Here is a 24,460-nt window from a genome sequence, read left to right as displayed (position 1 = left end):
ACTATATGACTGATACCGTAAATACTTACTATAAATTAGTTAAAGAAAATGTCAGAGGCTTTAATTATACCAATAGTATTGAAGGTTGCTTTTCTCTTTTTGACCCAATGGTGATTGGTATTTATCATTATGTATCTCCAAGACACTTGCAAAAGTATGCAGATGAATTTACCTTTAGATATAACAGTAGAAAAGATACGGATTGCAGCCGTTTCAACTCCTTGCTTTCAGATTGCACCGACCGGTTAACCTATAGCCAATTAACAAAATGAGTAAAATTAATGTGGAAGGCATAGAAATATCGTTATTCACCATAAATGAAAACGATTACATTTCATTAACGGACATGGCCAAAAGCCAACATGAGAATATAGTGATCACAAAGTGGTTAAGCACTAAAAACACTATTGAATATTTGGGTGAATGGGAAGCCATGAATAATCCGAATTTTAATTATACCGAATACGGTATAATTAAAAATACATCCGGCGGGAATAATTATGTATTGTCTGTAAAAGACTGGATAGAAAAAACAGGAGCAATCGGCATTAGTGCAAAAACAGGCAGATATGGGGGGACATATGCTCACAGAGATATAGCATTTCAATTTGGAATGTGGATAAGCCCTCGCTTTCAACTGTTGCTCGTAAAAGAATTTCAAAAACTAAAGGAAGAAGAGCAAAGACGGTTAAATTCCGAATGGGACTACAGACGTTTTTTAAGTAAAGCTAATTATGCAATACATACAAATGCAATTCAACAATATGTTATCCCCAAAATAACTGACGAAGAAAAAAAGAAATGGATATACGCCGAAGAAGCAGACATTTTAAATATTGCAATGTTCGGCTTTACTGCCAAACAATGGAGAGAGGCAAATCCTCAACTAGCATTGCAAAATTTTAATGTTAGAGATATAGCTGATGCGCATCAATTACTCGTATTATCTAATTTAGAGGGATTAAATGCGGTTTTTAATCAAAATGGTTTAGACAAAGCTCAAAAACTTAATTTGTTGAGGCAAGCAGCGCAACAACAATTAAAAGCCCTGAGAGCATCAAATTATACGGAAGAGCAAATTCGTAGCCCATACTTGCCTGAAAGGAAAAGAATTGAAACAATACCGAAAGAACCTCTTTCAGACGTCAATGATAAACTTAAAACAGCTTTGAATTACAATCCAAAAGACAAAGAAAAATAATCAACTATTATTCATAAAAAAAGAGGCTCAACCAAGCCTCTTTTTTTATGAATATGCTACCACCCCATTGAAAAATTAGATACCCTTTTGAGGTATTTTAAAGATAATATTAAAGACCATGAACTTTACTAATTAGTTTAAGATGGTGAAAAAAAGACTTTAGTGAAGATTTACACGGACTAAATAGAGCCTTGATAAAACTTGTGCGTGATGGTTATTAGACACAAGGAAAATAGTATATAGCGAAAGGCATAAAGAAACTATATACAGCCTTTCATTTGATGGATACTTATTTAATAAGTATAAATCTGAACTTGAAAGGCAAAAAATAATACTAAAATCGCAGAAAAAAACGCTTTCAAGCAAAGTCTCACGCAAATCGCTTACTTCTGGCAACTTGAAGCGCAGGGATAACAGTCTTTCTTCTTCTGATATGGAAAATATTTCTTTGGATTTATATAGTTACCAATGTATCGTGTCTCTACTTTATAGCCCCATCGTCGAAAGGTTGATTGCTGAAAGTTTATTGGAGCTGTAGAGACGCGATACCTCGCGTCTTATTGGCTTAGGTAGACATAATGTATCATGTCTCTACTTTATCGACCCATTGTGGAAGGGGTGATTGCCGAAATGTCATTCTGTTATCTCCTATGAATCAATTCAATAGCAGTGCTTATTTAGCCGCAGTTCTTTCGCCCTTCATTTTCGACGCAACCTGTAAAGCTTCATAAGCGTTCACAATACCGCCTGTTTTGCTCAGCGTGGTAAAATCTACTTTATCCTGCGTGCCGGGCTTATTCACCATTAAGCCATTAAGCGGTTTCGCCGACTGCAGGATTACCTGTTTCAGCTGCCTTGCACTCAGGTCCGGGTAGTATTCTGCCACCAGCGCAGCAACGCCTGCCGTAATGGGAGATGAAAAACTGGTACCGTCCTCTGTTTCGGTGTCGCCGTTTAAAGCAACCGATGTTACCTGCGTGCCGGGTGCAAAAACGTCCACGTTCTTTTTGCCATAGTTGGAAAACTCAGCGGCTAGGTTCTCACCCTTTTTAGGGCCCGATGCACCTACAAAGATCACGTTATCCGCATCAGTAGCAGAACCATCTAAGAAAGTATCGTTCGGGTATTCAGGCGTATTATCAATATCCAGGTTATCATTACCGGCGGCTAAAACCAGTAACACATCATGCTTGGCAGCATATTTAAAGGCGGCGTCCACCCAGGCTTTATGGGGTGAAAGTTTTTTGCCAAAACTCATGTTGATGATCCGCGCACCATTATCTACGGCGTAATAAATCGCATTGGCTACATCCTTATCGTATTCGTCACCATCGGGCGAAGCCACTACCGGTAAGATCTTCACATTATCGGCCACACCATTTATGCCATAGCCGTTATTTCTTACGGCGGCGATAAAACCCGAAACCATGGTGCCGTGGAAAGATTGTTCTGATTTAACCTGGTTGTTGCCATAAGGTTTATCTTTCAATACATCCGGGTTATCACCAACGGTACGTTTTCTTACTTCCAGGTCGGGGTTAACGTCATTATTCAGCTTGGCCATATAGTCCGAATAATCTTTCAGCATTTTAGTGCTGGTCGCGCTTGGGTCAGCCGCGCTTAGCATGGTTGTCCAGAGCAGCTTCACATCATTAAGTGTATCATTAGCGGCGTTTAGCTTCTTCAGGTCGGCAAGTTTGAAGCCCTGGTCGGCACGCAGTTTTAAAGCCCTTTTGATGATCGCACTGGTTTCTACCATGGCGCTCATAATCGGGGTTAGTTGTTTCAGCTCGGTTTCTGCCTTGTTAACGGTAGAGTCGCGCAGGCGCTTAACCAGTAGCCAGTATGCAAAAGCAGAATCTGGTGTAGCAGGCGGATTGGTAATGCTGGCGTATTTACCTTTCAGGCGCTCGTATTCGCGCACTTCTTCAGAAGTTTCTTTACAATCGCATTGGCCATTGGCACCACCGATAAAGTTCCAGCCATGTACATCATCTATAAAGCCATTGCCATCATCATCTTTACCATTACCGGGTTTCTCTTTGGTATTGGTCCACAATACCGGGCGCAAGTCTTTTTGTAAGGTATCAATACCACTATCAATCACGCCGACCACTACCGTTTTGCTTTTTTTGCCTTTCAGAAACTGATAGGCTTGTGCCAGGCTGATGCCGTAATAACCATCGGTTTTCTGATCGAGGGCAAACCAGTTTTGGGGAAGAACGGGTTTTGGAGCGGCTGGTTGTGCAAAAACAGCAAGTTCTGATAATAAGGATAAGCAGATACCTAATCCGGCAACGCGCCGCAAAAATTGTTTCATAAAAAGTATAAGTAGTTATAGGTCGAACTTAATGCCCTGCGCAAGCGGAAGCTGAGTTGAATAATTGATGGTGTTGGTTTGTCGCCGCATGTAAGCTTTCCACGCATCCGAACCAGACTCGCGTCCGCCACCGGTTTCCTTCTCACCTCCGAAAGCTCCGCCGATCTCGGCACCAGAGGTACCGATGTTAACGTTGGCTATTCCGCAGTCAGAACCTGCAAAAGACAGAAATTGTTCGGCTTCGCGCAAATTATTCGTCATAATAGCAGAAGACAGTCCCTGCGGAACGGCATTTTGCAGTTCGATCGCCTCGTCTAAAGTATGGTACCTGATCAGGTAAAGAATAGGCGCAAAGGTTTCGTGCTGAACAATTGCGAAATGGTTTTCAACCTCGGCAATACATGGTTTTACATAACAGCCAGATTCGAAGCCAGGCCCTTCTAAAACGCCGCCTTCAACTATAAATTTCCCACCCTGTGCTTTACACTGTTCAATTGAATTTAGATAAGCGTTTACTGCATATTTGTCAATCAGCGGCCCCATATGGTTATGTTCGTCCAATGGGTTGCCAATCTGGATCTGCCCGTAAGCGCTTACCAGTTTTTGCTTAAACTGTTCGTAAATACTTTCGTGGATAATTAGCCTGCGGGTAGTAGTACAGCGTTGTCCGGCCGTGCCTACCGCCCCGAATACCGCACCTACTAAAGCAATATCCAGGCTGGCATTCTCGGTAATGATGATGGCATTGTTGCCGCCCAGTTCCAGCAGGCATTTGCCCAAACGCTGCGCTACGGTAGCCGCAACAGCTTTACCCATCCGGGTAGAACCGGTAGCCGAAACCAAAGCAACGCGGTGGTCTGCTGCCATCAGCTCGCCGATGGCGCGATCGCCGATCACTAAGCAGGATACGCCTTCGTCTATATCATTTTCGGCAAAAACCTGTTGCACAATATGCTGGCAGGCCAAAGCCGTAAGCGGTGTTTTTTCAGAAGGCTTCCAGATGCAAACATTGCCGCACACCCATGCCAGCATAGCGTTCCAGCTCCATACCGCTACCGGGAAGTTGAAAGCCGAAATAATACCCACTACACCCAGCGGGTGGTACTGTTCATACATGCGGTGCCCCGGCCGTTCCGAATGCATCGTCAGCCCGTATAACTGCCGGCTGATGCCAACGGCAAAATCGCAGATATCAATCATCTCCTGCACTTCGCCCCAGCCTTCCTGCAGGCTTTTCCCCATTTCGTAAGAGACAAGTTTGCCCAGCATATCTTTATTTTCCCTTAGCGCCAGGCCAATCTGCCGGATGATATCGCCGCGTTTCGGGGCAGGCAAGCCTCGCCAGCTTTTGGCGGCAATAACAGCCTGTTCGGCAACGGCATGGTATTCGGCAGCAGTCGCCATTTGCACCGTAGCAATCTTCAGCCCGTCTACCGGCGAGGTGATCGCCCTTGCCTCCGCATCTGCACTGCTGCCCGCATTTTTGCCTGTACTAAAAGCAGGGTTTGTTTCGTTTATATTAAAGTGACTGAGCACTTCCCCGACATCGAATTTCATAGCGGTATATTTTTCCAAAAATAAGTATCTGCAAAGCGGTTAACGTAACCAAAGGTTGAAAAATTTAAGCCTTTTGCTTTTATTTAATTATCAAATACTTACAACGTTCACCTGTTGAAAATGTGTATTTGTGGAAAACTAATTTAGGGCAACCTGTCTTATTATTGTAATTTGATAACGAAAAAGAGGCAGCAAGTGTCACTTTTACTGATTTTCTCAGTCTAAACATTAAAACCTATCGAATGGAAGAAGAATTTGAATTCGGTTACTCCGAGGATCCTAAATTTTCCGTTGAAAGATACGAGGAAATGATCCGCAACCACGATCAGTATTTTTTTGATGCGCAAGCCTTTGAGAATATCATCGACTACTACATAGAAAAAAATGATCCTGCTAAAGCTTTGCAGGTTGTTGAATATGCACGAAACCAACATCCATTCGCGACTGTATTCCTGATCAAACAAGCACAACTGCTGGTAATTACCAACCGCCTTTCCGAGGCTTTTGCAGCGTTGGATAAGGCAGAGCTGTTAGAAGCTTCTGACGCCGATATTTACATTATCCGCGGTAACCTTTACGAGAACCTGGAGCGCTTTGACGAAGCGTTGGAGAACTACGAAAAGGCCCTGGATATGGCCGAAGAAAAGGATGATATTTTACTGCACATCGCCTACGTGCATCAGAACATGGGCGACTACGAGCAGGCTATTAAATACCTGAAACGCTGCCTGGAATATAATATGGAAAACCAGGATGCCCTTTACGAACTGGCTTTTTGCTATGATGTGATGGACAACCAGGAAGAAAGCGTACAGTTTTATCAGCAATATATCGATAACGAACCTTACAGCTATGCGGCCTGGTATAATTTAGGCAACGCGTATACCAAATTAGGTTTGTTTGAAAAGGCGATTGATGCCTATGATTACGCCATACTGATCAAGGACAGCTTTGCCTCTGCTTACTTTAACAAAGGCAACGCGCTGGTAAACCTGGAAAAATATGCTGAAGCCATTGAGGTATACCGCCAGACGTTTGAGTACGAGCAGCCTAATGCCGATACCTATTGTGCCATTGGCGAATGCTACGAAAAGCTGGAGCAGATGGACGAAGCGCGTTCTTTTTACAAAAAGGCCGTAAGGATGGATTCTAAACTGGGCGACGCCTGGTTTGGTATCGGCGTTACGCTTGATTTTGAAGAACGTTATTTCGAGGCGCTGCACTTTTACCGTAAAGCGCTGGATCTGGACAGCATCAACGCAGACTACTGGTTTGCCATTGCCGACGCCGAATACAAACTGGGCCACTTGCCCGAAGCTGAAAAAGCCTACGAAAAGGTGGTAGAGCTTAATCCGCTGGATGCAGATGCCTGGCTGGATTATTCATCTATCCTTTACGAACAGGAGCGCCTGGATGATGCCATTGATGTGGTATCTGACGCTATTAAAAACAACCCTGAAACGGCAGAACTATACTACCGCATGGTAGCTTACCTTTTTGCCCGGGGAGATTATAACGAAGCTTTAGCTTATCTGGAGATGGCGCTGAAAGCCGATCCGGAGAAGCATTACATCTTGTTTGATTACCTGCCGCAATTGCAGAAGAACAAGATCATTATCGATATTATCAGTAGATACATGCACTGATAAACACAGAGTCAATATGAAAGCCGGGCTACATCAGTCCGGCTTTTCTGTTATAATCAGTTCCTCTGCTTCCTCGTTCGGCTTTATATACAATTCGTTCACCAAGGTCATGGTAATTGCTAAAAGCGGCGTAGCGAGGATAATACCCAACGCACCGGAAAGCGCGCCCATCATCACCTGCCCGATGATCAGCAAGGCCGGTGGCAGATCAATCATACGCCGTTGAATAGTAGGGGTGATGATATTACTTTCCAGCGTCTGGATCAGGATATAAAGTGCGGCCACGATGATTGCGATTTGCGTGCTGTCCACCAACCCAAGCAGTACCGCCGGGGCCATCGCCATCAGCGGACCAAAGTTGGGAATGAAGTTCAGCAGGCCTGCAATTACCGCCAAAGCCAAAGCCATCGGTATGCCAATAATCGTAAGCCCGACGAACGTCAGCACACCGATCAGCACCATTGCTACCATCATTCCTTTCAGCCAGCCCTTTAATACAAAACTCAGCCTGTCCAGCACGTCACGTGCTTTCTGCTGCCCTCTTCTGGGGATCAGCCTAACGATTCCTTTTTTATAAAGATCTGGCTGAATGGTGAAAAATATACCCAGGAACATGATGATATACATATCGCCGATCACACCAAAACTGGTACGGAAAAACTTCTGCACGGTAGTGGTCACCTTCTGCATATTATCGCCAGAGAAATTGTTCAGCATGCGGTCGCCCAACGGGTAGCTGCGCACCTGTTGTTCCAATTTATCCAACAGCGTTGGGAAATCCTGGCTTAACGTGCTCACCTGCTGCTGGATCCTGCTGCCCATAAACCAGAAGAGCAAACCGGCGATTATAAAAGTCCCCAGTACGGAGATCAGCATACAGATGCCCCTGCGCCAATTGGTCCACCGGCAAATGGCATCTGCCAGGCCGTGAAAGTAAACGGCAATCAGGCTGCCAGCTACTACCATCAGCAGTACGTTAAATGCTACCCTGACAATCAAGATCAGGATGGCCAGCAGGGCGACACTTCCTGCCGCAATCCACACTTTTTCTACGTAGCTGTAATTATCTTCCTTATTTTCTCTCTTGTTCTGTCGTATGTTCATAAACAAAGGGAGGGGTATCACCTATTGAAGCGTTTAAGACCTATATTGTTTGAAATAATGCGCTGCAGGCAGTATAATTTTAATTGTCAAATTTCTATATCAAAGCATAACTCTATGAAAATATCCTCATATTTGACGCGTTAATACTTTTTGTTATAGGTTATAACTTTAATTTAACAATGAATTATCATTTAAACAATCTGCCAGAAAGAACTGCAAAGCCAAGAACAAGCGGCATGACCATGATGATGGATAAAGGGCTCAGCTTACGCCAGGTTGAAGACTTTATTGAGGTTTGCGGCGAGTATACAGACATTGTTAAATTAGGCTGGGCAACATCATATGTTACGCCTAACCTTAATGAAAAGCTAAAGCTTTACCGCGATGCCGGAATCCCGGTATACTTTGGCGGAACGCTTTTCGAAGCCTTTATCATCCGCGGACAATATGATGAGTACTGCCGAACGTTGGAACGCTATGGGATGCAGCACGCAGAAGTATCAGACGGTTCGATCACCATTCCGCAGGACCAGAAATGCGAATACATTTATAAGCTGAGCAAAATGGTGACGGTGATCTCTGAAGTAGGATCTAAAGATGTGCAGAAGATATTTGCACCTTATAAATGGATCCAGCTGATGGAAGCAGAATTACAGGCCGGATCTTGGAAGGTGATTGCTGAAGCGCGCGAAAGCGGCAACGTGGGCATCTATCGCGACTCGGGCGAGGTACGCCAGGGGCTGGTGGACGAAATCCTGACCAAAATCCCACAGGATAGTATTATCTGGGAAGCGCCGCAAAAAGCGCAGCAGGTTTGGTTTATTAAATTACTTGGCGCCAATGTCAACCTGGGCAACATTGCACCTGCCGACCTGATCCCGCTGGAAACGCTACGTCTGGGCATCCGCAGTGATACGTTCGATCATTTTTTGAATCAATAATAGCATAGCCGGAAATTTCCACCGGTAATAGCTTTTAAAAATAAAGCGCCAGAGCGATATTAATCATCCTCTGGCGCTATTTGTTTTCCGGGAAGCAATCAGTAACGCTTACTGATAATATTGTACCTGGTACAAGGCGTACAATTTACCCCAATGTACCTGCCCTTTGTTGAACAGATCGAGCGCTTTGCGGGCTTGTTTGTTTTTATACAAGGCGGGATCTGTAATCATCGGGTTTTTTCGCATCCACTCTTGTAGGGGGAAGGTGAATCCCATTTTTGGCCTGTCCCAAATCTCTCTGGGCAGTATGTCTTTAAAAGAATCTACCAGTAGCTTTTTCGGTAATTGATTCTGGAACCGGACGTCGGGCACGATATTTTGTACAGTTTCTACAAAATCTTCATCCAAAAACGGAACACGTATCTCCAGGGCATGTCTCATCCCCATCACGTCCGAATTTTTTAACAACTGGTTTTGCATGTACATGTTCATCTCATACCATGATGCGTCAGTTTTTTCAAACTGTTTAGACGAGTAGTTAGTATGCTCATCTAAAAGTACTTCGATAACGTGTACGGCCGTGGTATTTAAAATGCCTGCTATTTCCTCCGGAGAATAATTCCCCCTCAGGAAAAGGTAGTTTGCCACCGGGTGATCGTATTTTACATAGCTAAGTTTTCTGAACTTTTCATCAGCGAAATTAGCACCGGCCCTAAGTATCGCATTGGGAACCTTTTTCAAGCCCTTTAAAAACCCGATCCGCTCAAAAGACGGATAGCCGCCGAAAAGCTCGTCGGCGCCTAAACCCGAAAGAACGGCTTTCAGCCCTGCTTCACTTGCGTACTTGCTGATAAACCACGCATTGATGCCATCAGTTGTAGGCATGTCCATGTCTTCTAAGATCTGGGGCAGATAATCGTCCAGGTCTTTTTGGTTTATCAAATGGGTGTACTGTTCACATTTTACTTTCTGATTAATCAGGGCCTGGAAACTGTACTCGTCGTAGGTTTTTTCGCTAAAGTAAATGGATACAGTTTTTAATAAGCTGTTATTTACCTCGTTTGCCAACAGCGTTAATATGCTTGAATCAATACCGCCGCTTAAAAATACCCCAATAGGTGCATCCGCCATCAGCTGGCGTTTTACCGCTTTACCCAGCGCAGTTCTAACGGCCTCTTCAGCTATGCGTAGATCAGTAATTTTAGTATGCTGTTTAAACGATAGGTGATATCTTTCAATAGTGTACTTGCCTGTCTGGTTATCCCAGCACATATAACTTCCCTTAGGAATGTTATATACGCCTTTTAGCGTTGTAAAAGGTTCGGGAACGTACCCGTAAGCTAAGAAGCGAATTTTCCAGTTTGGGTCTGTTGGTATATCATTTACCTTCCCCAACGGCTTTACCTCAGAAGCAAAGCTCAGCTGGTTATTTTGTATGTGATAGTAGAGCGGTTTTACGCCATAGCTGTCTCTTACCAGCAGCGTGATGTTTTTGACCGAATCATAAAGCGCAAAAGCAAATATGCCGCGCAACTTTGAAAAAGCAGCAGTACCCCATTGTGCATAAGCGGCGATAATTACCTCGGTATCTGTCTGTGAATGGAAGGTAGCACCATACGCAACCAATTCTTCTTTAAGTTCCTGAAAATTATAGATCTCGCCGTTAAATACCATCCATATTTTTTGCTGCTGATCGGACATGGGCTGATGGCCGTTTGCGGATAGGTCCATAATGGAAAGCCGACGGTGTCCCAGGACTATTTTTTCATCCGGATCAGCGAACAGACCTTCATCGTCAGGTCCGCCATGCGCTAATAGGTCGCACATGGCTTTAACTTTCTTCGAATTAACGTTGGGTTGTTGTGAAGAAGAAATAATACCGGCAATTCTGCACATTGTAAAGTAAGTTGAGCGTTTATTTAATAAGTCAATTAATATTTCGTCGGCCTTGCTAATTCCCCCTTTAGCAAAGATTAAAACGTGCTTAATTGTAACATTTTGGTTACAAATTACGGATTGATTATGAAGTTTTTATTAAGATTTATAAGCTTAACACGAAGTATACATTCGCATAATATGCTTATTGAATGACGGGTAGATTACAGAAGTGGGAGTAAAAAAAGATCATGTTAAATAGGGGTATTAAAAGATGCTTGAATGATTTATATTGTTTAAATTATGTTTAAATTTTTATCTCCTCTGCGCAAATCGCTACTTAACTGATTAAATATTTATAATTTCAATGCATATATGTGCGTTTAATCACACCTAACTGCTAAAATAACGACTTTTAAACAAGCCATAAATTTTAATAATTAATAACTGTTTTCATAACACTTATTCACAACCTGTTTGCGTGAATTTTAGATAACACAAGCTTGGTAGAGCTTTATCCGAACATCTGTAGCATAAGCTGCCCAACTATGTAGATCGCATCCCGGCTTGAACCAGAAAATGCAGAGGAAGCTTATTTAGCTACCTTTGGGTAATTTATAAAGATGAAAGTATTGGTCACCGGCTCGGCGGGCAAGCTGGGTAAAGCGATTGTTCAAAAGTTATTATCAGCAGGTATCGGTGTTCTCGGTGCCGATGTGATTGAAAGCCCCACCACCCACGTACTTTTAGATATCCGGGATAAAAAGATGGTTTCGGAAATCTGCCTTGGCATTGACGCAATCATTCATACAGCCGCAGTTCACGGGAAGCACTTTGATTTGAATTATCCCCGTGAAGACTTTTTAGATACCAATGTTTATGGTACGCTCAATCTGTTAAATGCAGCTGTTGCTAACCGGGTTCAAAAATTTCTCTACATCAGCACCACTTCTATCTACGGCGATTCAATGGTGGACGATACCCAAGCTGTTTGGGTGGATGAACAATTACCTGCAAGGCCCCGCGATATTTACGACATCAGTAAGCAAACCGCTGAAGAACTATGCCGCGACTTTTTCTACAAAGAAGGTTTGCAAACCTCGGTATATCGGGTCGGGCGTTTTTTGCCTGAAAATCCGAATCTGGAAGCCAATCACCGCCTATACCGCGGCCTCGACGAACGCGACGGGGCAGAGGCCTTGTACTTAGCCTTAAATAAAACATTCGCAGATTTCGAGGTATTCAACATCGCCAGCAGCAGCCCATTTGGTAAGCAAGATCTGGTAAAGTTGAAGACTGATCCGCGCGAAGTGATCTTAACATATTATCCGCAGGCGGAAGCGATTTATGCCAAGCGAAACTGGACGTTTCCGGCAAGTATAGACCGGGTTTACAATTACGATAAAGCTAAAAAGCTGCTGGGTTATTCGCCAAAGTATACCTTCGAAAAACTTCTTGAAGATTAATCAACCATCTTTTTTCTCCCCGTTCGTTCGTTGATTAACTTGAGTTGAGATAAGAATTATTATCCATGCTGTCATTTCAAAACAGCAAAGGGTAGGAATGTGCGATTGTGCGAAAGAGTAATCTTCTGATATAAGCTGGATAAAGCTTCTAAAGGAATCTCTCCTCTGAATGCTTTTTCAAACGTCGTTTGTGAAAATGAGGTCGAATTTCTATCACAAACTCATATTAACCAACGAAGTTATTATCTTTTTAATTAAGATCGATTAATTTCAACCCCTCTTATTGCCTTTGTTTTACAAATTTTCATTGCCGCTATTTTAACCAAAAGTAAACTTTTGGAAAAGCTGTTGGTTAGCATTTTGAAGAATGCTATTTAACTATTAATCTAAATTTTAAAGCAGCTTAAAAATATGATCAGTTCGGGCGGAAAGCAAAGGGTGATAATTACTGATGTTAATCCCCGTGTTGAAGACGGTCTTTTTCCGGCGAAAGCCGTCCTGGGCGAACGGCTGAAAATATCTGCCAGCATCTTCGGCGACGGGCATGACGAGGTAGCCGCAAATGCCTATATCAAGCACGAATCCGAAACGGAGTGGGCCGAGCTGCCCATGCAATTTGTGATCAATGATTATTGGGAGGCTACTTTCCAGGCAGAGAAACTCGGCTTTTTCGAGTTTAGGATTGAAGCCTGGGAAGATCATTACACCACCTGGAAAAAAGGCTTGAAAAAGAAATTCGAGGCGGGGCAGGATGTGGCCGTCGAGATTCAAATTGGTATCGAATTATTGGAAGATGCGGCTGCCATCAGTCCGAAAGATAAAGAAGCTTTGCTGGATGTTACCTCAGCGTTTAAGAAAGATGTGACGCCATTGCAAACGGTAACGCTGGCCTTAAGTGACCAGGTAGCTGCATTGATGTATGCGTACCGTCATCCGGATATGATTACAGTTTATCCGGCTACCTACCGCATAGAAATCGAGCGTAAGAAGGCTGCTTATAGTACCTGGTACGAATTATTTCCACGTTCAACATCCGAGCAGGAGGGCCGACATGGTACCTTCAAAGATGTCACCCGCTTGTTGCCCCGTGTAGCACACATGGGTTTCGATGTATTGTATTTTCCACCCATCCATCCCATCGGCGAAAAGAACCGCAAGGGTAAAAATAACTCGCTCACTGCCGGTCCGGACGATCCCGGTTCGCCCTGGGCTATTGGCAACAGACTGGGCGGTCACAAAGCCATTCACCCCGAATTAGGCACACTGGATGATTTTAAGGCGCTGGTAGCAGAAGTGAAGAAGTACAACATCGAGATAGCGATGGACATTGCTTACCAATGTGCGCCGGACCATCCTTACGTAAAGGAGCACCCGCAATGGTTTAAATGGCGGCCCGATGGTACGGTACAATACGCAGAAAACCCACCCAAGAAATATGAGGATATTCTGCCCTTCAACTTCGAAACAGACGACTGGGAGAACCTGTGGCAGGAACTGAAGAGCGTGATCGAGTACTGGATAGCAGCGGGTATCACTATTTTCCGTATCGACAACCCACACACCAAGGCATTTGCTTTCTGGCAATGGATGATCGGCGAGGTACGGCAAAATCATCCCGAAGTGTTGTTCCTGGCTGAAGCGTTTACCCGTCCGCGGGTAATGGAGCGTTTGGGAAAGGCTGGCTTCAACCAGTCGTACACCTACTTTACCTGGCGAAATACCAAGTATGAGCTGCAGGAATACATGCACGAGCTTACCCGTACAGAAATGCGCTGGTATTACCGTCCGAACTTCTGGCCTAACACGCCGGACATCCTGCCGCCGATCCTAACCTACGGCGGGGAGAATGCCCACATTATGCGCCTCATCTTGGCGGCGACCCTATCTTCTAACTACGGCTTATACGGACCGGTTTACGAACTTGGGCTGAACACGCCTCACGGCAAAAAAGAAGAATACGTAGACAACGAGAAATACGAGATAAAGCATTGGGACTGGCATAAATACACCCGTACCGCCGAAGTGATGACCAGACTGAACCGCATCCGCAAGCAAAATCCAGCGCTGCAAAGTACCTGGAATATAGAATTTGCCGATACCACGAATTACCAGCTGATCTGCTACGGTAAACGCGACGAGGAGCGGGGCAATACCATGATTATGGCCGTAAACCTGGATGTTTTTAACACCCAGGGCGGGCACGTCAACCTGCCCTTAGATAAGCTTGGGATAGACCCTGACCGCCCGTACCAGGTACACGACCTGCTGAGCGGCGACCGTTATACTTGGCAAGGTGCCTGGAACTTCGTTCAGCTTAATCCTTATCAAATGCCCGCACACGTTTTTCGCGTTGAACAATAACCAATTTAACCAAAACACTACCTGAATTTATGGCTGAGCAAACCACCAACATAGACGATAACCTGCACTGGTATAAAGATGCCATTATATATGAGTTACATATCAAAGCCTTCCGCGACGGCAACGGTGATGGCATAGGCGATTTCCAGGGGCTGATGGAGAAGCTGGACTATCTGCAAGACCTGGGCGTAACCGCCATCTGGCTGTTGCCTTTTTACCCTTCGCCGTTACGTGACGACGGCTATGATATTGCCGATTATTATAACATTAACCCTTCATACGGGGACATCAAGCAGTTTAAGCAATTTCTGAAAGAGGCGCACAAACGCGGTTTGAAGGTAATTACCGAGTTGGTGATCAACCACACTTCAGACCAGCACCCGTGGTTTCAGCGTGCGCGTAAGTCGCCTAAAGGTTCAGATAAACGCAATTACTATGTCTGGACAGATGATCCGAAGCAATTCAAAGACGCGCGCATTATCTTCCAGGATTTTGAAACTTCAAACTGGACGTGGGACGCCGTAGCGCAGCAATATTACTGGCACCGCTTTTTCCATCATCAGCCCGATCTGAATTATGATAGTCCGCTGGTACAGCAGGAGGTTTTCCGGATCATGGATTACTGGTGCAAAATGGGGGTAGATGGTTTCCGTCTGGATGCTGTACCTTACCTGTTTGAGCGGGAGGGAACCAACTGCGAAAACCTGCCCGAAACCCACGCCTTCCTGAAGAAACTGCGCGCTTATGTAGACGGGAAATATCCCGGCACACTATTGCTTGCCGAAGCAAATATGTGGCCCGAAGATTCTGCCGCTTACTTTGGCGATGGTGACGAGTGCCAGATGAATTACCACTTCCCGGTGATGCCGCGTATGTTTATGGCCTTACAGATGGAAGACCGGTATCCTATCACTGATATTTTTGCGCAAACGCCGGATATCCCTGAAACCTGCCAGTGGGCGATCTTCCTGCGTAATCATGACGAGCTGACGCTTGAGATGGTGACCGATGAAGAGCGCGATTACATGTACCGTGTATACGTGAAAGACCCAAAGGCCAGGATCAACCTGGGTATCCGCCACCGGTTGGCACCGCTGTTGGAGAATAACCGCAAAAAGATAGAATTGCTGAACGTACTGCTGTTCTCGCTTCCAGGTACACCGGTATTGTATTACGGCGATGAAATTGGTATGGGCGATAACTTTTACCTGGGCGACCGTGATGGCGTACGTACGCCGATGCAGTGGCATTCTGACCGTAACGCCGGGTTTTCTGAAGCAAACCCGCAACGTTTGTACCTGCCGCTAATCCTCGATCCGCAATATCATTACGAATCAGTGAATGTGGAGCTGCAATCGCGGAATACATCATCGTTGCTATGGTGGATGAAAAGGGTGATCAGCACACGCAAGAAATACAAAGCTTTCAGTCGCGGCGATCTGAAATTCATCCATACTGAAAACGCTAAAGTATTGGCATTCACCCGCACCTATGGCGACGAGGTAATGCTGGTCATCGCCAATCTTTCGCGCTTTACGCAGGCGGCAGAAATAGATATGCAGGATTATAAGGGCTACATCCCGGTTGAGGTAATGAGCCGGAATAAATTTCCGTCTATCCGCGAAGACGTACCTTATTTCTTCACCCTCGGTGCCTATGCTACACAGGCCTTCCTGCTGGAAAAAGTTCATCCCGAAATGGAGAACGACAACCGTTTACGTACCATCGTGATTGATAAGTGGCACGACCTGTTCGAGCGTAAAAACCAGGAACTGCTGGAAAACTATATCCTGCCAAACTACATGATGCGTTTGCGCTGGTTTGGCGGCAAAGCGCGCGGTCTGGAAAGCGTGCGGTTGGTAGACCACGCTACCGTTCCCATGCAGGAAGGGACAGGGCATTTTCTGTTGATCGAGGCCTCCTACCGCGAAGGACTGCCGGATCTGTATCAATTACCGGTAGCTTTTGGCAAAGGCCAGTTCCACTACAAGCTCCAGGATAATTGTCCTCAATCGGTAATTGCATTGATGAATTTAGGAGGCGAAGAAGGCGTATTGTACGATGCCATCTACGGGCTTGACCTGCAGCAGGCGATTATTACCAATATGGGCACGCACCACATTGTAGGTAATGGCAACAACAGCGAAATAGAGTTTCACGGTAACCGTAAGCTGAAACACCATATCGAAGAATATCCGCGTACACGGCCAAGGGTGTTATCTGCAGAGCAAAGCAATACGTCGATCACTTACGATAACAAGTATTACCTGAAGATATACCGTAAGGTAGACCGCGCCATTAACCCGGATCTGGAGATCACCGAATTCCTTACAAAGGTCGGCTTTAAACACGTGCCGGAATATGTGGGTTCTATCCAATGGCATTTCGGTAGCGATACCATGGTGCTGGGGATGATGCAGGAGATGGTGAAAAGTAACAGCGATGGCTGGGCCTATATGCTGGACAGGCTGGACGACTTTAACGAAAAACTGCTGACCCATACCGATACCTCGTCCATCTGCCTGGATAAGTTGGGTACGCTGATCGCTCCGGTATCTTTCGACCAAACGCCCGATGATTTGAAAGAACTACTGGAAGCATCCGTTGCAGAGCTGATCCGCTTGTTGGGCATCCGTACGGGAGAAATGCACCTGGCGCTGGCATCCGGGGTTGAACTGCCTGCTTTCCGCCCCGAGGAGTTTTCGCTGCATTACCAGCGTTCGTTATTCTCGTCACTTACCTCGCTGGTTAGGGTGGCATTTTCTAACCTCAGCAAGAACATTAAAAACCTACCGGAGAACGTTCGCAAAGAAGCAGAAGAAGTGCTGGCGATGCGCGATGAAGTGCTGAACGTGATGAAGAAGGTGTACAGCAAGAAGATCAACACAGTGAAGATCCGCATTCATGGCGATTACCACCTGGGGCAGGTGCTGTTTACCGGTAAAGACTTCCTGATCCTTGATTTCGAGGGCGAACCCGCACGCAGCTACAGCGAAAGAAGATTGAAGTTCTCTGCACTACGGGATGTGGCCGGTATGGTGCGTTCGTTTCACTACGCCGCCTATGGAAGCCTGTTCCTGGATAACCAGATCCGCGAGGAAGACATTACCCAACTGCTGCCATACGTAGAACAATGGTACCATTACATGAGCGGGTATTTCATGCGGGCTTATTTAAACACGGTAAGCGGTTCAAACATTGTTCCGCAAGAGCAGGAAGATCTGCAGATTTTAATGCAAACCTACCTGTTGCAAAAGGCAGTGTATGAACTGAACTACGAACTAAACAATCGCCCAACCTGGGTAATTGTACCGCTTCGGGGTATTAAAGCAATTATAAAAAGTAACCAGCCGACAACAGTTGAAGCATAAGTTATGGCAGAGCACCAGACAGATCATCCATCGACAGATACCACCGCACAACCACTGTTCTCGCTGTTCAGTGATTTTGATATCGGGCTTTTTAAGGCTGGAAAACACTATCACTTATATAACAAGCTGGGGTCGCACCAGGTAGAACACCTGGGGCAAAAGGGTACCTACTTTGCCGTGTGGGCACCTAATGCACGTTATGTTTCTGTTATCGGCAACTTTAACGGCTGGGATAAAGGCAAAACGCCGATGAACGTCCGCTGGGATTCGTCCGGCATTTGGGAAGTTTTTGTACCAGAAGTTGGCAGCGGCGAGTATTATAAATATTTTATAGAAGCGCATAACGGCTACCAGGTAGAAAAGGGCGACCCGTATGCTTTCCACTGGGAAACACCGCCTGCTACTTCTACCGTTACGTGGGACATTAGCGGCTATGAATGGGGCGACAAAGAATGGCTCGGCCAGCGCTCTGCTGCCACAGCTTTAGATAAGCCTTTATCTATCTATGAAGTACATTTGGGTTCGTGGCGGCGCAACCATGACGACGGCGGAAAGTTTCTGACCTATCGTGAAATGGCAGATCAGCTGCCGGAGTACTGTAAGTACATGGGCTTTACCCATGTGGAGTTTATGCCGGTGATGGAACACCCTTTCTACGGCTCCTGGGGTTACCAGCTCACAGGATATTACGCGCCCACCAGCAGATTTGGTACGCCACAGGATTTTATGTACCTCATCGATCAGCTGCACCAGGCAGGCATCGGCGTCATCTTAGATTGGGTGCCTTCCCATTTCCCGGAAGACCAACACGGCCTGGGCTACTTCGACGGCACGCATCTGTACGAATATGCCGACCCGCGCAAAGGCTACCACCCGGATTGGAAAAGTTTGATCTTTAATTATTGCCGCAATGAAGTTCGGGCTTTCCTGATCTCGAACGCCTTATTCTGGCTGGATAAATACCATATCGATGGCCTTCGCGTAGATGCGGTAGCCAGTATGCTTTACCTGGATTATTCACGTAAGGATGACGAGTGGATCCCCAATGAGCACGGCGGGCGTGAGAATTTGGAGGCCATCAGCTTTTTGAAGGAATTTAACGATGCGGTACACGATCATCATAGCGATGTAATTACCATTGCCGAAGAATCAACTGCATGGCCGGGCGTAACACATCCTATTACTACAGGCGGTTTAGGCTTCGACCTGAAGTGGATGATGGGATGGATGCATGATACCCTCGACTATTTCCACACACCGCCGGTGTACCGCAGCTATCACCAGGGGCAAATTACCTTTAGCCTGGTGTATGCCTTTACCGAAAAGTTTGTGCTGCCGCTCTCGCATGACGAGGTGGTTTATGGCAAAGGCGCTTTGCTCGATAAAATGCCAGGTGACCACTGGCAGCAGTTTGCCAATCTACGCTTACTTTACGGATACATGTTCGGCCATCCCGGTGCGAAGCTGATATTTATGGGCGGTGAATTCGGTCAGCGGCATGAGTGGCAACACGATTTTAGCCTGGACTGGCACGAGAACCACAACCCACTAAATAACGGTGTACAAAAATTACTGGCCGACCTTAACCGTTTGTACACCAGCGAACCGGCACTATATGATTATAACTATTCGTGGGAAGGTTTTGAATGGATAGATATAAGTGATGTAACAAACAGTGTGATCAGCTGGATACGTAAGGGCAAGCGGGAAGAAGATAAGCTGATCTTTGTCGCGAACATGACACCCGTTCCGCGCGCTAATTATCGTATCGGCGTGCCTAAACGTGGCTATTACACAGAAGTACTGAATACAGATAACCTGAAGTATGGCGGCAGCGATGTATTAAACGCAGGCGAGTTGGACGCTTACCCCGTACCTATCCATGGCAAAACACATTCGCTATCGCTTACCTTACCGCCGTTGGGCATAATCGTACTGCGATATAACAAACCCGGCGATTGGTGGTGGGATGATGTTAAAACTAATATAAAAAAGATTTAACGGTATAAATGGTGCATGGTGGCTGGCAAAAGCCAGTTCGCCACGTCTGCCGCATTTACCGGATTTACCACATCCGCCGCATTCGCCGGGCCGACCATAGGTTTTCTAACTTTTAAGTCAGGATTTGGTGCCGCGATAGCGCCAGTGATTTTGATGGATAGCATTACAACCTGTCCGGGTAATCAGAGATAATTCCGTCGACGCCCCAAGCTTTCAGTTTTTGAATTTCTTCAGGGTTATTCACCGTCCAGGGGATAATCTGTATACCTTTTTGGTGGCACAATTGCACATCTGCCTCTTTTACGCTTTTGTAGTTGGGACTCCAGATGGTAGGCTTAAAGGTAAGCGTCGCCAGGTTTTGTTTTACGCCGAGGTTACTGGTTAAAAGCGCCGTTTTCATGTCCGGGTATTGCTGATGGATGATTTCCAAAGTACGCGGATCGAACGACTGGATGATGGTGCGCGATGCGATATGTTTTTCCCTGATCACCTTCATCAGCAACCGGACAAATTCTTCTGGGGCAGGGTGTAAAATATTGTCACCTTCCGGCGAGGTTTTGGTTTCGATATTGTATCGCGGCTGGCGTAAATGATGTTGTTTGGCGTAGGTTTCTGCTGAATCGATCAGTTCTTCCAGCTTCGGCACGTAGGTATCTACTTTTTGCTGCTGCGGAAATGCCGGATAAGGCTTCCTGCCATAAATATATTCCCGGATAGCGTGGTAAGGCATCTGGTAAAGCATTAACTGCTTTTCTTCTGCCTTTGAAAGGGTATCGGCGTTGGGCTTCAAGGCAATGGAAGAAAGGATGTATTGATCATGCGAGACAATAGCGATCTTTTCTTTCGAGAAAGAAATATCCATCTCGAGCGTCGCGCCTAAGTCCAGCGCTTTCTTCATGGCGGGGATGCTGTTCTCGGGCATCAGGCCACGGCAACCACGATGGCCCTGCTTATCAAACTGAGCGTCCTGCGCCCGGAGCATCACAACTTGTACCATAGCGACCAGCAATAGAAATAGATTTTTCATAGATGGAAATAAAAAGGCAAAGTAAGGCGAAGCATTTAAACTGAATGTTAAATGCCCGTATTTTTCATAGAATTATCTCATCTCCGATTACCGCTTCAACGCTCTTTGGTATTCATTACCCAATTTTGTCATCTCGAACATCGTGAGAGATCTTCTCAACTCGGAAGATTTCTTTACAGCAGTCGCTTGGCTAAGTATAAAAGTGCTTCCCGAAACTAGTTCGGGACAGGTCGACAGCATGGTAAAGTATTTGCAAATCAGTTCTTGTCACCCTGAGCTTGTCGAAGGGTTATTTCGAGAACCACCTCCCTTACCCTCCCCAAGGGAAGGGAACCTCTAACTATCGCGCGCATTTGCAATGCGTGCGTAACTATTTGCGACGATTTAATCGTCAATTAATCCGCGAACGCGTTACAAACTCGCCCGATTAGGTTTGCAAGTATAAAATGCTTCCTGAAACTAGTTCGGGACAGATCGACAGCATGACAAAATGTTTTCAAATCAGTTCTTGTCACCCTGAGCCTGTCGAAGGGTTGTTTAGGGAGCCCCTCCCTTGCCTCCCCAAGGGAAGGGAACCTCTAACTATCGCGCGCATTTGCAATGCGTGCGTAACCATTTGCGACGATTAAATCGTCAATTAATCCGCGAACGCGTTACAAACGCGCTCGATTGGGATAGGGGGAAATCTTCTCAACTCGGACGATTTCTCCCCGTTCCTCATCCATGACAGTATTACGCCCTTAATACCTTTTAATACTTCTGGTACACGTTGTACAGAATGTTCAAATCCAATTGTGTCATCTGCGGACTGATATCAGTCTGCACGAAGTGGCGTTTAAAAGCGTCGATGACGTTAGGTACGTTCCGGGTATCATAACCAATCAGTCGAAGCGCGGTAAGGTAGTCGAAGTTTGCAGGGGCGGGCACCAGGATATCGTCGCTCCAGTAGCCGAATCCCTTCTCTGCTAACCGCTTCCACGGGAAATACTGGCCCGGATCGGGTTTACGACCAGGGGCAATATCAGCATGACCTAAAAAATTGCCTTGCGGTATGTTGTACTGCCTTTTCAACTGCGCCAGCAAGGTCAACAGACTCTTAATCTGTGGTTCTGTAAATGGTTCGTTACCGTTATTGTCAATCTCTATACCGATAGAACAGCTGTTCATATCCGTAACGCTTCCCCAGCGGCTTACCCCGGCATGCCAGGATCGCAGGTAGTCGTTCAGCATATGGATGATCGAGCCGTCTTTACCCACCACATAATGCGCACTTACCTGCGTGCGTACCAGACTAAACGTGCGTACCGTTTGTTGTAGCGAATCCTGCGCGGTATAATGCAGAATAACATAGTTTGGCTTGCGTAAATTAAAGTTAACCGTACCGATAAACTGCGAAGGGATGGGCGCACCTGCACTATCTGTCAGCATAGTGGGGTCCATCGTGCGGGCAATATCCAGCAGGCTGTCCGTTTGCGATTTGTATACTTTCTTACTGTCTGCAACCGGGGGAGTAACTATTGCTTTTTTGGTTTTACACGAGGGCATCACCATAGCCGCCAGTAGCAGTAGTAAAGAATATTTTTTCATTTAACATGTTAACAATTTGGTTTGATTAATACAGCTAAGCGGCACGCATGTTTTTGCCGTTTCAAACAATGGCGTTGCTGGCCTTAGTACTTCTGGTAAACGTTATACAAAATATTCAGGTCAAGCTGTGTCATTTGTGGCGTCACGTCCGACTGTACAAAATGACGTTTAAACGCCACGATAGCTGCTTTGGGGTTACTTACATCGTACCCGATGAGGCGAAGGGCCGTCAGATAGTCGAAATTATCGGGAGCCGGAACTAAAATATCGTCACTCCAATAGCTGAAGCCGTGCTGCGCCATTAGCTTCCACGGAAACAGCTTTCCGGGATCCGGCTTACGCTTGGGAGCCCAGTCGCCGTGGCCGATGAAGTTTGCCGTAGGGATACTGTATGTTGTCTTAAGGTAACCCAGCAGGGCAATCAGGTTTTTGATCTGCGCGTCTGTATAGGGTTCGAAGCCGTTATTGTCAATTTCGATACCGATTGAACAGCTGTTCATATCGGTAATGCTGCCCCACTTGCCAATACCTGCCTGGTTGGCCTTCAGGTAATCGTTCACCATGTGGTAGATCTTGCCATCTTTCGCCACTACGTAATGGGCACTCACTGCCGTCTTTTTGATGGTGAAAGTCTTTAACGTCTGCTGAACGGAATCCTGCGCGGTATAATGGATGATGACATAATTAGGCTTACGCATCCCAAAGTTGACGGTACCTACCCACTCGCCCGGAACAGGCGTACCTGTGCTATCGATCAGCGCCGGTGGTGCCGTCTGCCCGATGGTTTTTAAAAAATCCTTGGTTTGTTGGTTGTATACCTTGTCGGTAACGGCATAAGGCCCTTTGGGCGAACAGGCAGACAAAACAAGCGCAACGGCCAGCAGCAGGTATAAAGTTTTCATTGCAGGGTTAAGATTAACACTGCTAAGTTAAAAAATGCAGGTTAATGCGGTACTTTACAGTAATGTTGTTACAAACGCGCTACAACCCCAACTCCCTAAACGTATTGCCCTGCCGCAAGTCGCCGGTTTGGAAGCCTTTTTTAAACCAGTACATGCGCTGTTCAGAGGTGCCGTGCGTAAAGCTGTCGGGTTCCACGCTCTGGCCTGCCTGTTTCTGCAAATGATCATCGCCGATCTGCTTCGCAGCATTCAATGCCGATTCAATATCGCCGCTTTCCAGCACCAGCCCGTTCTGATGGTATTTGTTCTCGTAATAAGCCCACACACCCGCGTAAAAGTCGGCCTGTAGTTCCAGGGCTACGGAATAACGGTTACGCTCAGCGTCGCTGCCTGCCTGCTGCTCAGCCTTCTGTACTTTATCAGAGGTACCCAACAAGTTTTGCACATGGTGGCCTACTTCGTGCGCAATTACATAGGCCTGGGCAAACTCGCCCGGTGCGCCAAAACGGTCACTTAGTTCCTTAAAGAAGGCAAGATCTATGTACACTTTACGGTCTAGCGGGCAGTAGAACGGGCCGGTTGCCGAAGTGGCAAAACCGCAGCCTGCATCTACGCCATCGGTAAAAAAGTGCAGCGTCGGGCTCTCGTAACTACTGTTATTCGCCCTGAAAAGGCTGTCCCACACCAGCTCTGTCCCGCGGAAAACCATACTGGCCGTCTTTTCCTCGGCGGTACGGGCATGGGTTACTTTGGTATTCTGCTGATCGCTGGCGCCGCCGCCACCATTAATCAGTTGCGCCGGGTTGATGCCGGTAAACATATAAATAATAGCGCCGATCAGGCCTACAATGCCGCCACCTACGGCCAGCCCGCGGCCACCACTGCTGCTGCCTTCTTCTACGTTATCGCTTTCGCGTCCGCCGAACCATTTCATCGTATCATCAAAGTTTTAAGTTCCAAATTCTGTAACATGAAAAAGCAGGCGGTTGTTTTTGTAGTGTTAAGACGATGGTCCATAGACCATGGACAATAGCTAAACCCAAGTTGAAACAAGCTTTAACAACCTTGCAGAGAAATCTTTCTATGGACTATCGTCCATCG

17 protein-coding genes are annotated in these 24,460 nt (G+C 46.1%); 8 read left to right on the top strand and 9 right to left on the bottom strand.

The window, feature by feature from the left end:
* The first annotated feature begins 5 nt into the window (after positions 1-5).
* Both MUY27_RS12765 and MUY27_RS12760 read left to right on the top strand, forming a co-directional pair.
* Positions 6-272, top strand: a complete 267-nt coding sequence (locus MUY27_RS12765) for a transposase (RefSeq protein ID WP_420846907.1) — start codon at positions 6-8, stop codon at positions 270-272.
* Complete coding sequence (locus MUY27_RS12760) at positions 269-1,201, top strand: KilA-N domain-containing protein (protein ID WP_245130419.1); 933 nt, start codon at positions 269-271, stop codon at positions 1,199-1,201. Before MUY27_RS12765 ends, MUY27_RS12760 begins: the two co-directional genes overlap by 4 nt.
* A gap of 673 nt (positions 1,202-1,874) precedes the next feature.
* Here MUY27_RS12760 and MUY27_RS12755 read toward each other — a convergent pair.
* Both MUY27_RS12755 and amaB read right to left on the bottom strand, forming a co-directional pair.
* Complete coding sequence (locus MUY27_RS12755; protein ID WP_245130418.1) at positions 1,875-3,521, bottom strand: S8 family serine peptidase; 1,647 nt, start codon at positions 3,519-3,521, stop codon at positions 1,875-1,877.
* A gap of 15 nt (positions 3,522-3,536) precedes the next feature.
* Positions 3,537-5,078 carry an L-piperidine-6-carboxylate dehydrogenase gene (gene amaB / locus MUY27_RS12750; protein WP_245130417.1) on the bottom strand — a complete coding sequence of 514 codons (1,542 nt, stop codon included), beginning with the start codon at positions 5,076-5,078 and terminating at the stop codon, positions 3,537-3,539.
* Between the two features lie 242 nt (positions 5,079-5,320).
* Between amaB and MUY27_RS12745 the strand changes: the two genes are divergently transcribed.
* Positions 5,321-6,724 carry a tetratricopeptide repeat protein gene (locus MUY27_RS12745; RefSeq protein ID WP_245130416.1) on the top strand — a complete coding sequence of 468 codons (1,404 nt, stop codon included), beginning with the start codon at positions 5,321-5,323 and terminating at the stop codon, positions 6,722-6,724.
* A gap of 33 nt (positions 6,725-6,757) precedes the next feature.
* On the opposite strand, the gene MUY27_RS12740 is transcribed toward MUY27_RS12745, so the two are convergent.
* Positions 6,758-7,828 (bottom strand): AI-2E family transporter, encoded by a 1,071-nt coding sequence (locus tag MUY27_RS12740; protein WP_245130415.1) that lies wholly within the window; start codon positions 7,826-7,828, stop codon positions 6,758-6,760.
* Positions 7,829-8,007: 179 nt separating this feature from the next.
* Here MUY27_RS12740 and MUY27_RS12735 point away from each other — a divergent pair, with 179 nt between their 5' ends.
* Positions 8,008-8,769 carry a phosphosulfolactate synthase gene (locus MUY27_RS12735; protein ID WP_245130414.1) on the top strand — a complete coding sequence of 254 codons (762 nt, stop codon included), beginning with the start codon at positions 8,008-8,010 and terminating at the stop codon, positions 8,767-8,769.
* Between the two features lie 108 nt (positions 8,770-8,877).
* On the opposite strand, the gene asnB is transcribed toward MUY27_RS12735, so the two are convergent.
* The gene (asnB, locus tag MUY27_RS12730) at positions 8,878-10,665 is read right to left on the bottom strand and encodes an asparagine synthase (glutamine-hydrolyzing) (RefSeq protein WP_245130413.1); all 1,788 of its coding nucleotides are present in this window, start codon (positions 10,663-10,665) and stop codon (positions 8,878-8,880) included.
* Positions 10,666-11,267: 602 nt separating this feature from the next.
* Here asnB and MUY27_RS12725 point away from each other — a divergent pair.
* From MUY27_RS12725 to glgB, 4 genes are all read left to right on the top strand, one after another.
* Positions 11,268-12,110, top strand: a complete 843-nt coding sequence (locus MUY27_RS12725) for an NAD-dependent epimerase/dehydratase family protein (RefSeq protein WP_245130412.1) — start codon at positions 11,268-11,270, stop codon at positions 12,108-12,110.
* A gap of 411 nt (positions 12,111-12,521) precedes the next feature.
* Positions 12,522-14,471: an alpha-1,4-glucan--maltose-1-phosphate maltosyltransferase gene (locus MUY27_RS12720; protein ID WP_245130411.1), complete on the top strand. Its 1,950-nt coding sequence runs from the start codon at positions 12,522-12,524 to the stop codon at positions 14,469-14,471.
* A gap of 29 nt (positions 14,472-14,500) precedes the next feature.
* On the top strand, positions 14,501-17,842 hold the full coding sequence (treS, locus tag MUY27_RS12715) for a maltose alpha-D-glucosyltransferase (RefSeq protein ID WP_245130410.1): 3,342 nt from the start codon (positions 14,501-14,503) through the stop codon (positions 17,840-17,842).
* A 3-nt stretch (positions 17,843-17,845) separates the two neighbouring features.
* Entirely contained in the window at positions 17,846-19,843 is a 1,998-nt protein-coding gene (glgB, locus tag MUY27_RS12710; RefSeq protein ID WP_245130409.1) for a 1,4-alpha-glucan branching protein GlgB, read from the top strand.
* On the opposite strand, the gene MUY27_RS12705 is transcribed toward glgB, so the two are convergent.
* The 5 genes from MUY27_RS12705 to ypfJ form a co-directional block, all read right to left on the bottom strand.
* Complete coding sequence (locus MUY27_RS12705) at positions 19,840-20,007, bottom strand: hypothetical protein (RefSeq protein WP_245130408.1); 168 nt, start codon at positions 20,005-20,007, stop codon at positions 19,840-19,842. The two genes, glgB and MUY27_RS12705, sit on opposite strands and share 4 nt — an antisense overlap.
* Positions 20,007-20,870: a glycerophosphodiester phosphodiesterase family protein gene (locus MUY27_RS12700; protein WP_245130407.1), complete on the bottom strand. Its 864-nt coding sequence runs from the start codon at positions 20,868-20,870 to the stop codon at positions 20,007-20,009. Before MUY27_RS12700 ends, MUY27_RS12705 begins: the two co-directional genes overlap by 1 nt.
* 750 nt (positions 20,871-21,620) lie before the next feature.
* The gene (locus tag MUY27_RS12695) at positions 21,621-22,457 is read right to left on the bottom strand and encodes an N-acetylmuramoyl-L-alanine amidase (RefSeq protein WP_245130406.1); all 837 of its coding nucleotides are present in this window, start codon (positions 22,455-22,457) and stop codon (positions 21,621-21,623) included.
* A gap of 83 nt (positions 22,458-22,540) precedes the next feature.
* On the bottom strand, positions 22,541-23,359 hold the full coding sequence (locus MUY27_RS12690; protein ID WP_245130405.1) for an N-acetylmuramoyl-L-alanine amidase: 819 nt from the start codon (positions 23,357-23,359) through the stop codon (positions 22,541-22,543).
* A gap of 79 nt (positions 23,360-23,438) precedes the next feature.
* The gene (ypfJ, locus tag MUY27_RS12685; protein WP_245130404.1) at positions 23,439-24,293 is read right to left on the bottom strand and encodes a KPN_02809 family neutral zinc metallopeptidase; all 855 of its coding nucleotides are present in this window, start codon (positions 24,291-24,293) and stop codon (positions 23,439-23,441) included.
* Positions 24,294-24,460 lie beyond the last annotated feature (167 nt).

Origin of the sequence: Mucilaginibacter straminoryzae (assembly GCF_022953055.1) — a bacterium.
Lineage (GTDB): Bacteria > Bacteroidota > Bacteroidia > Sphingobacteriales > Sphingobacteriaceae > Mucilaginibacter > Mucilaginibacter straminoryzae.
This window is presented reverse-complemented; position numbering and strand designations above follow the sequence as displayed.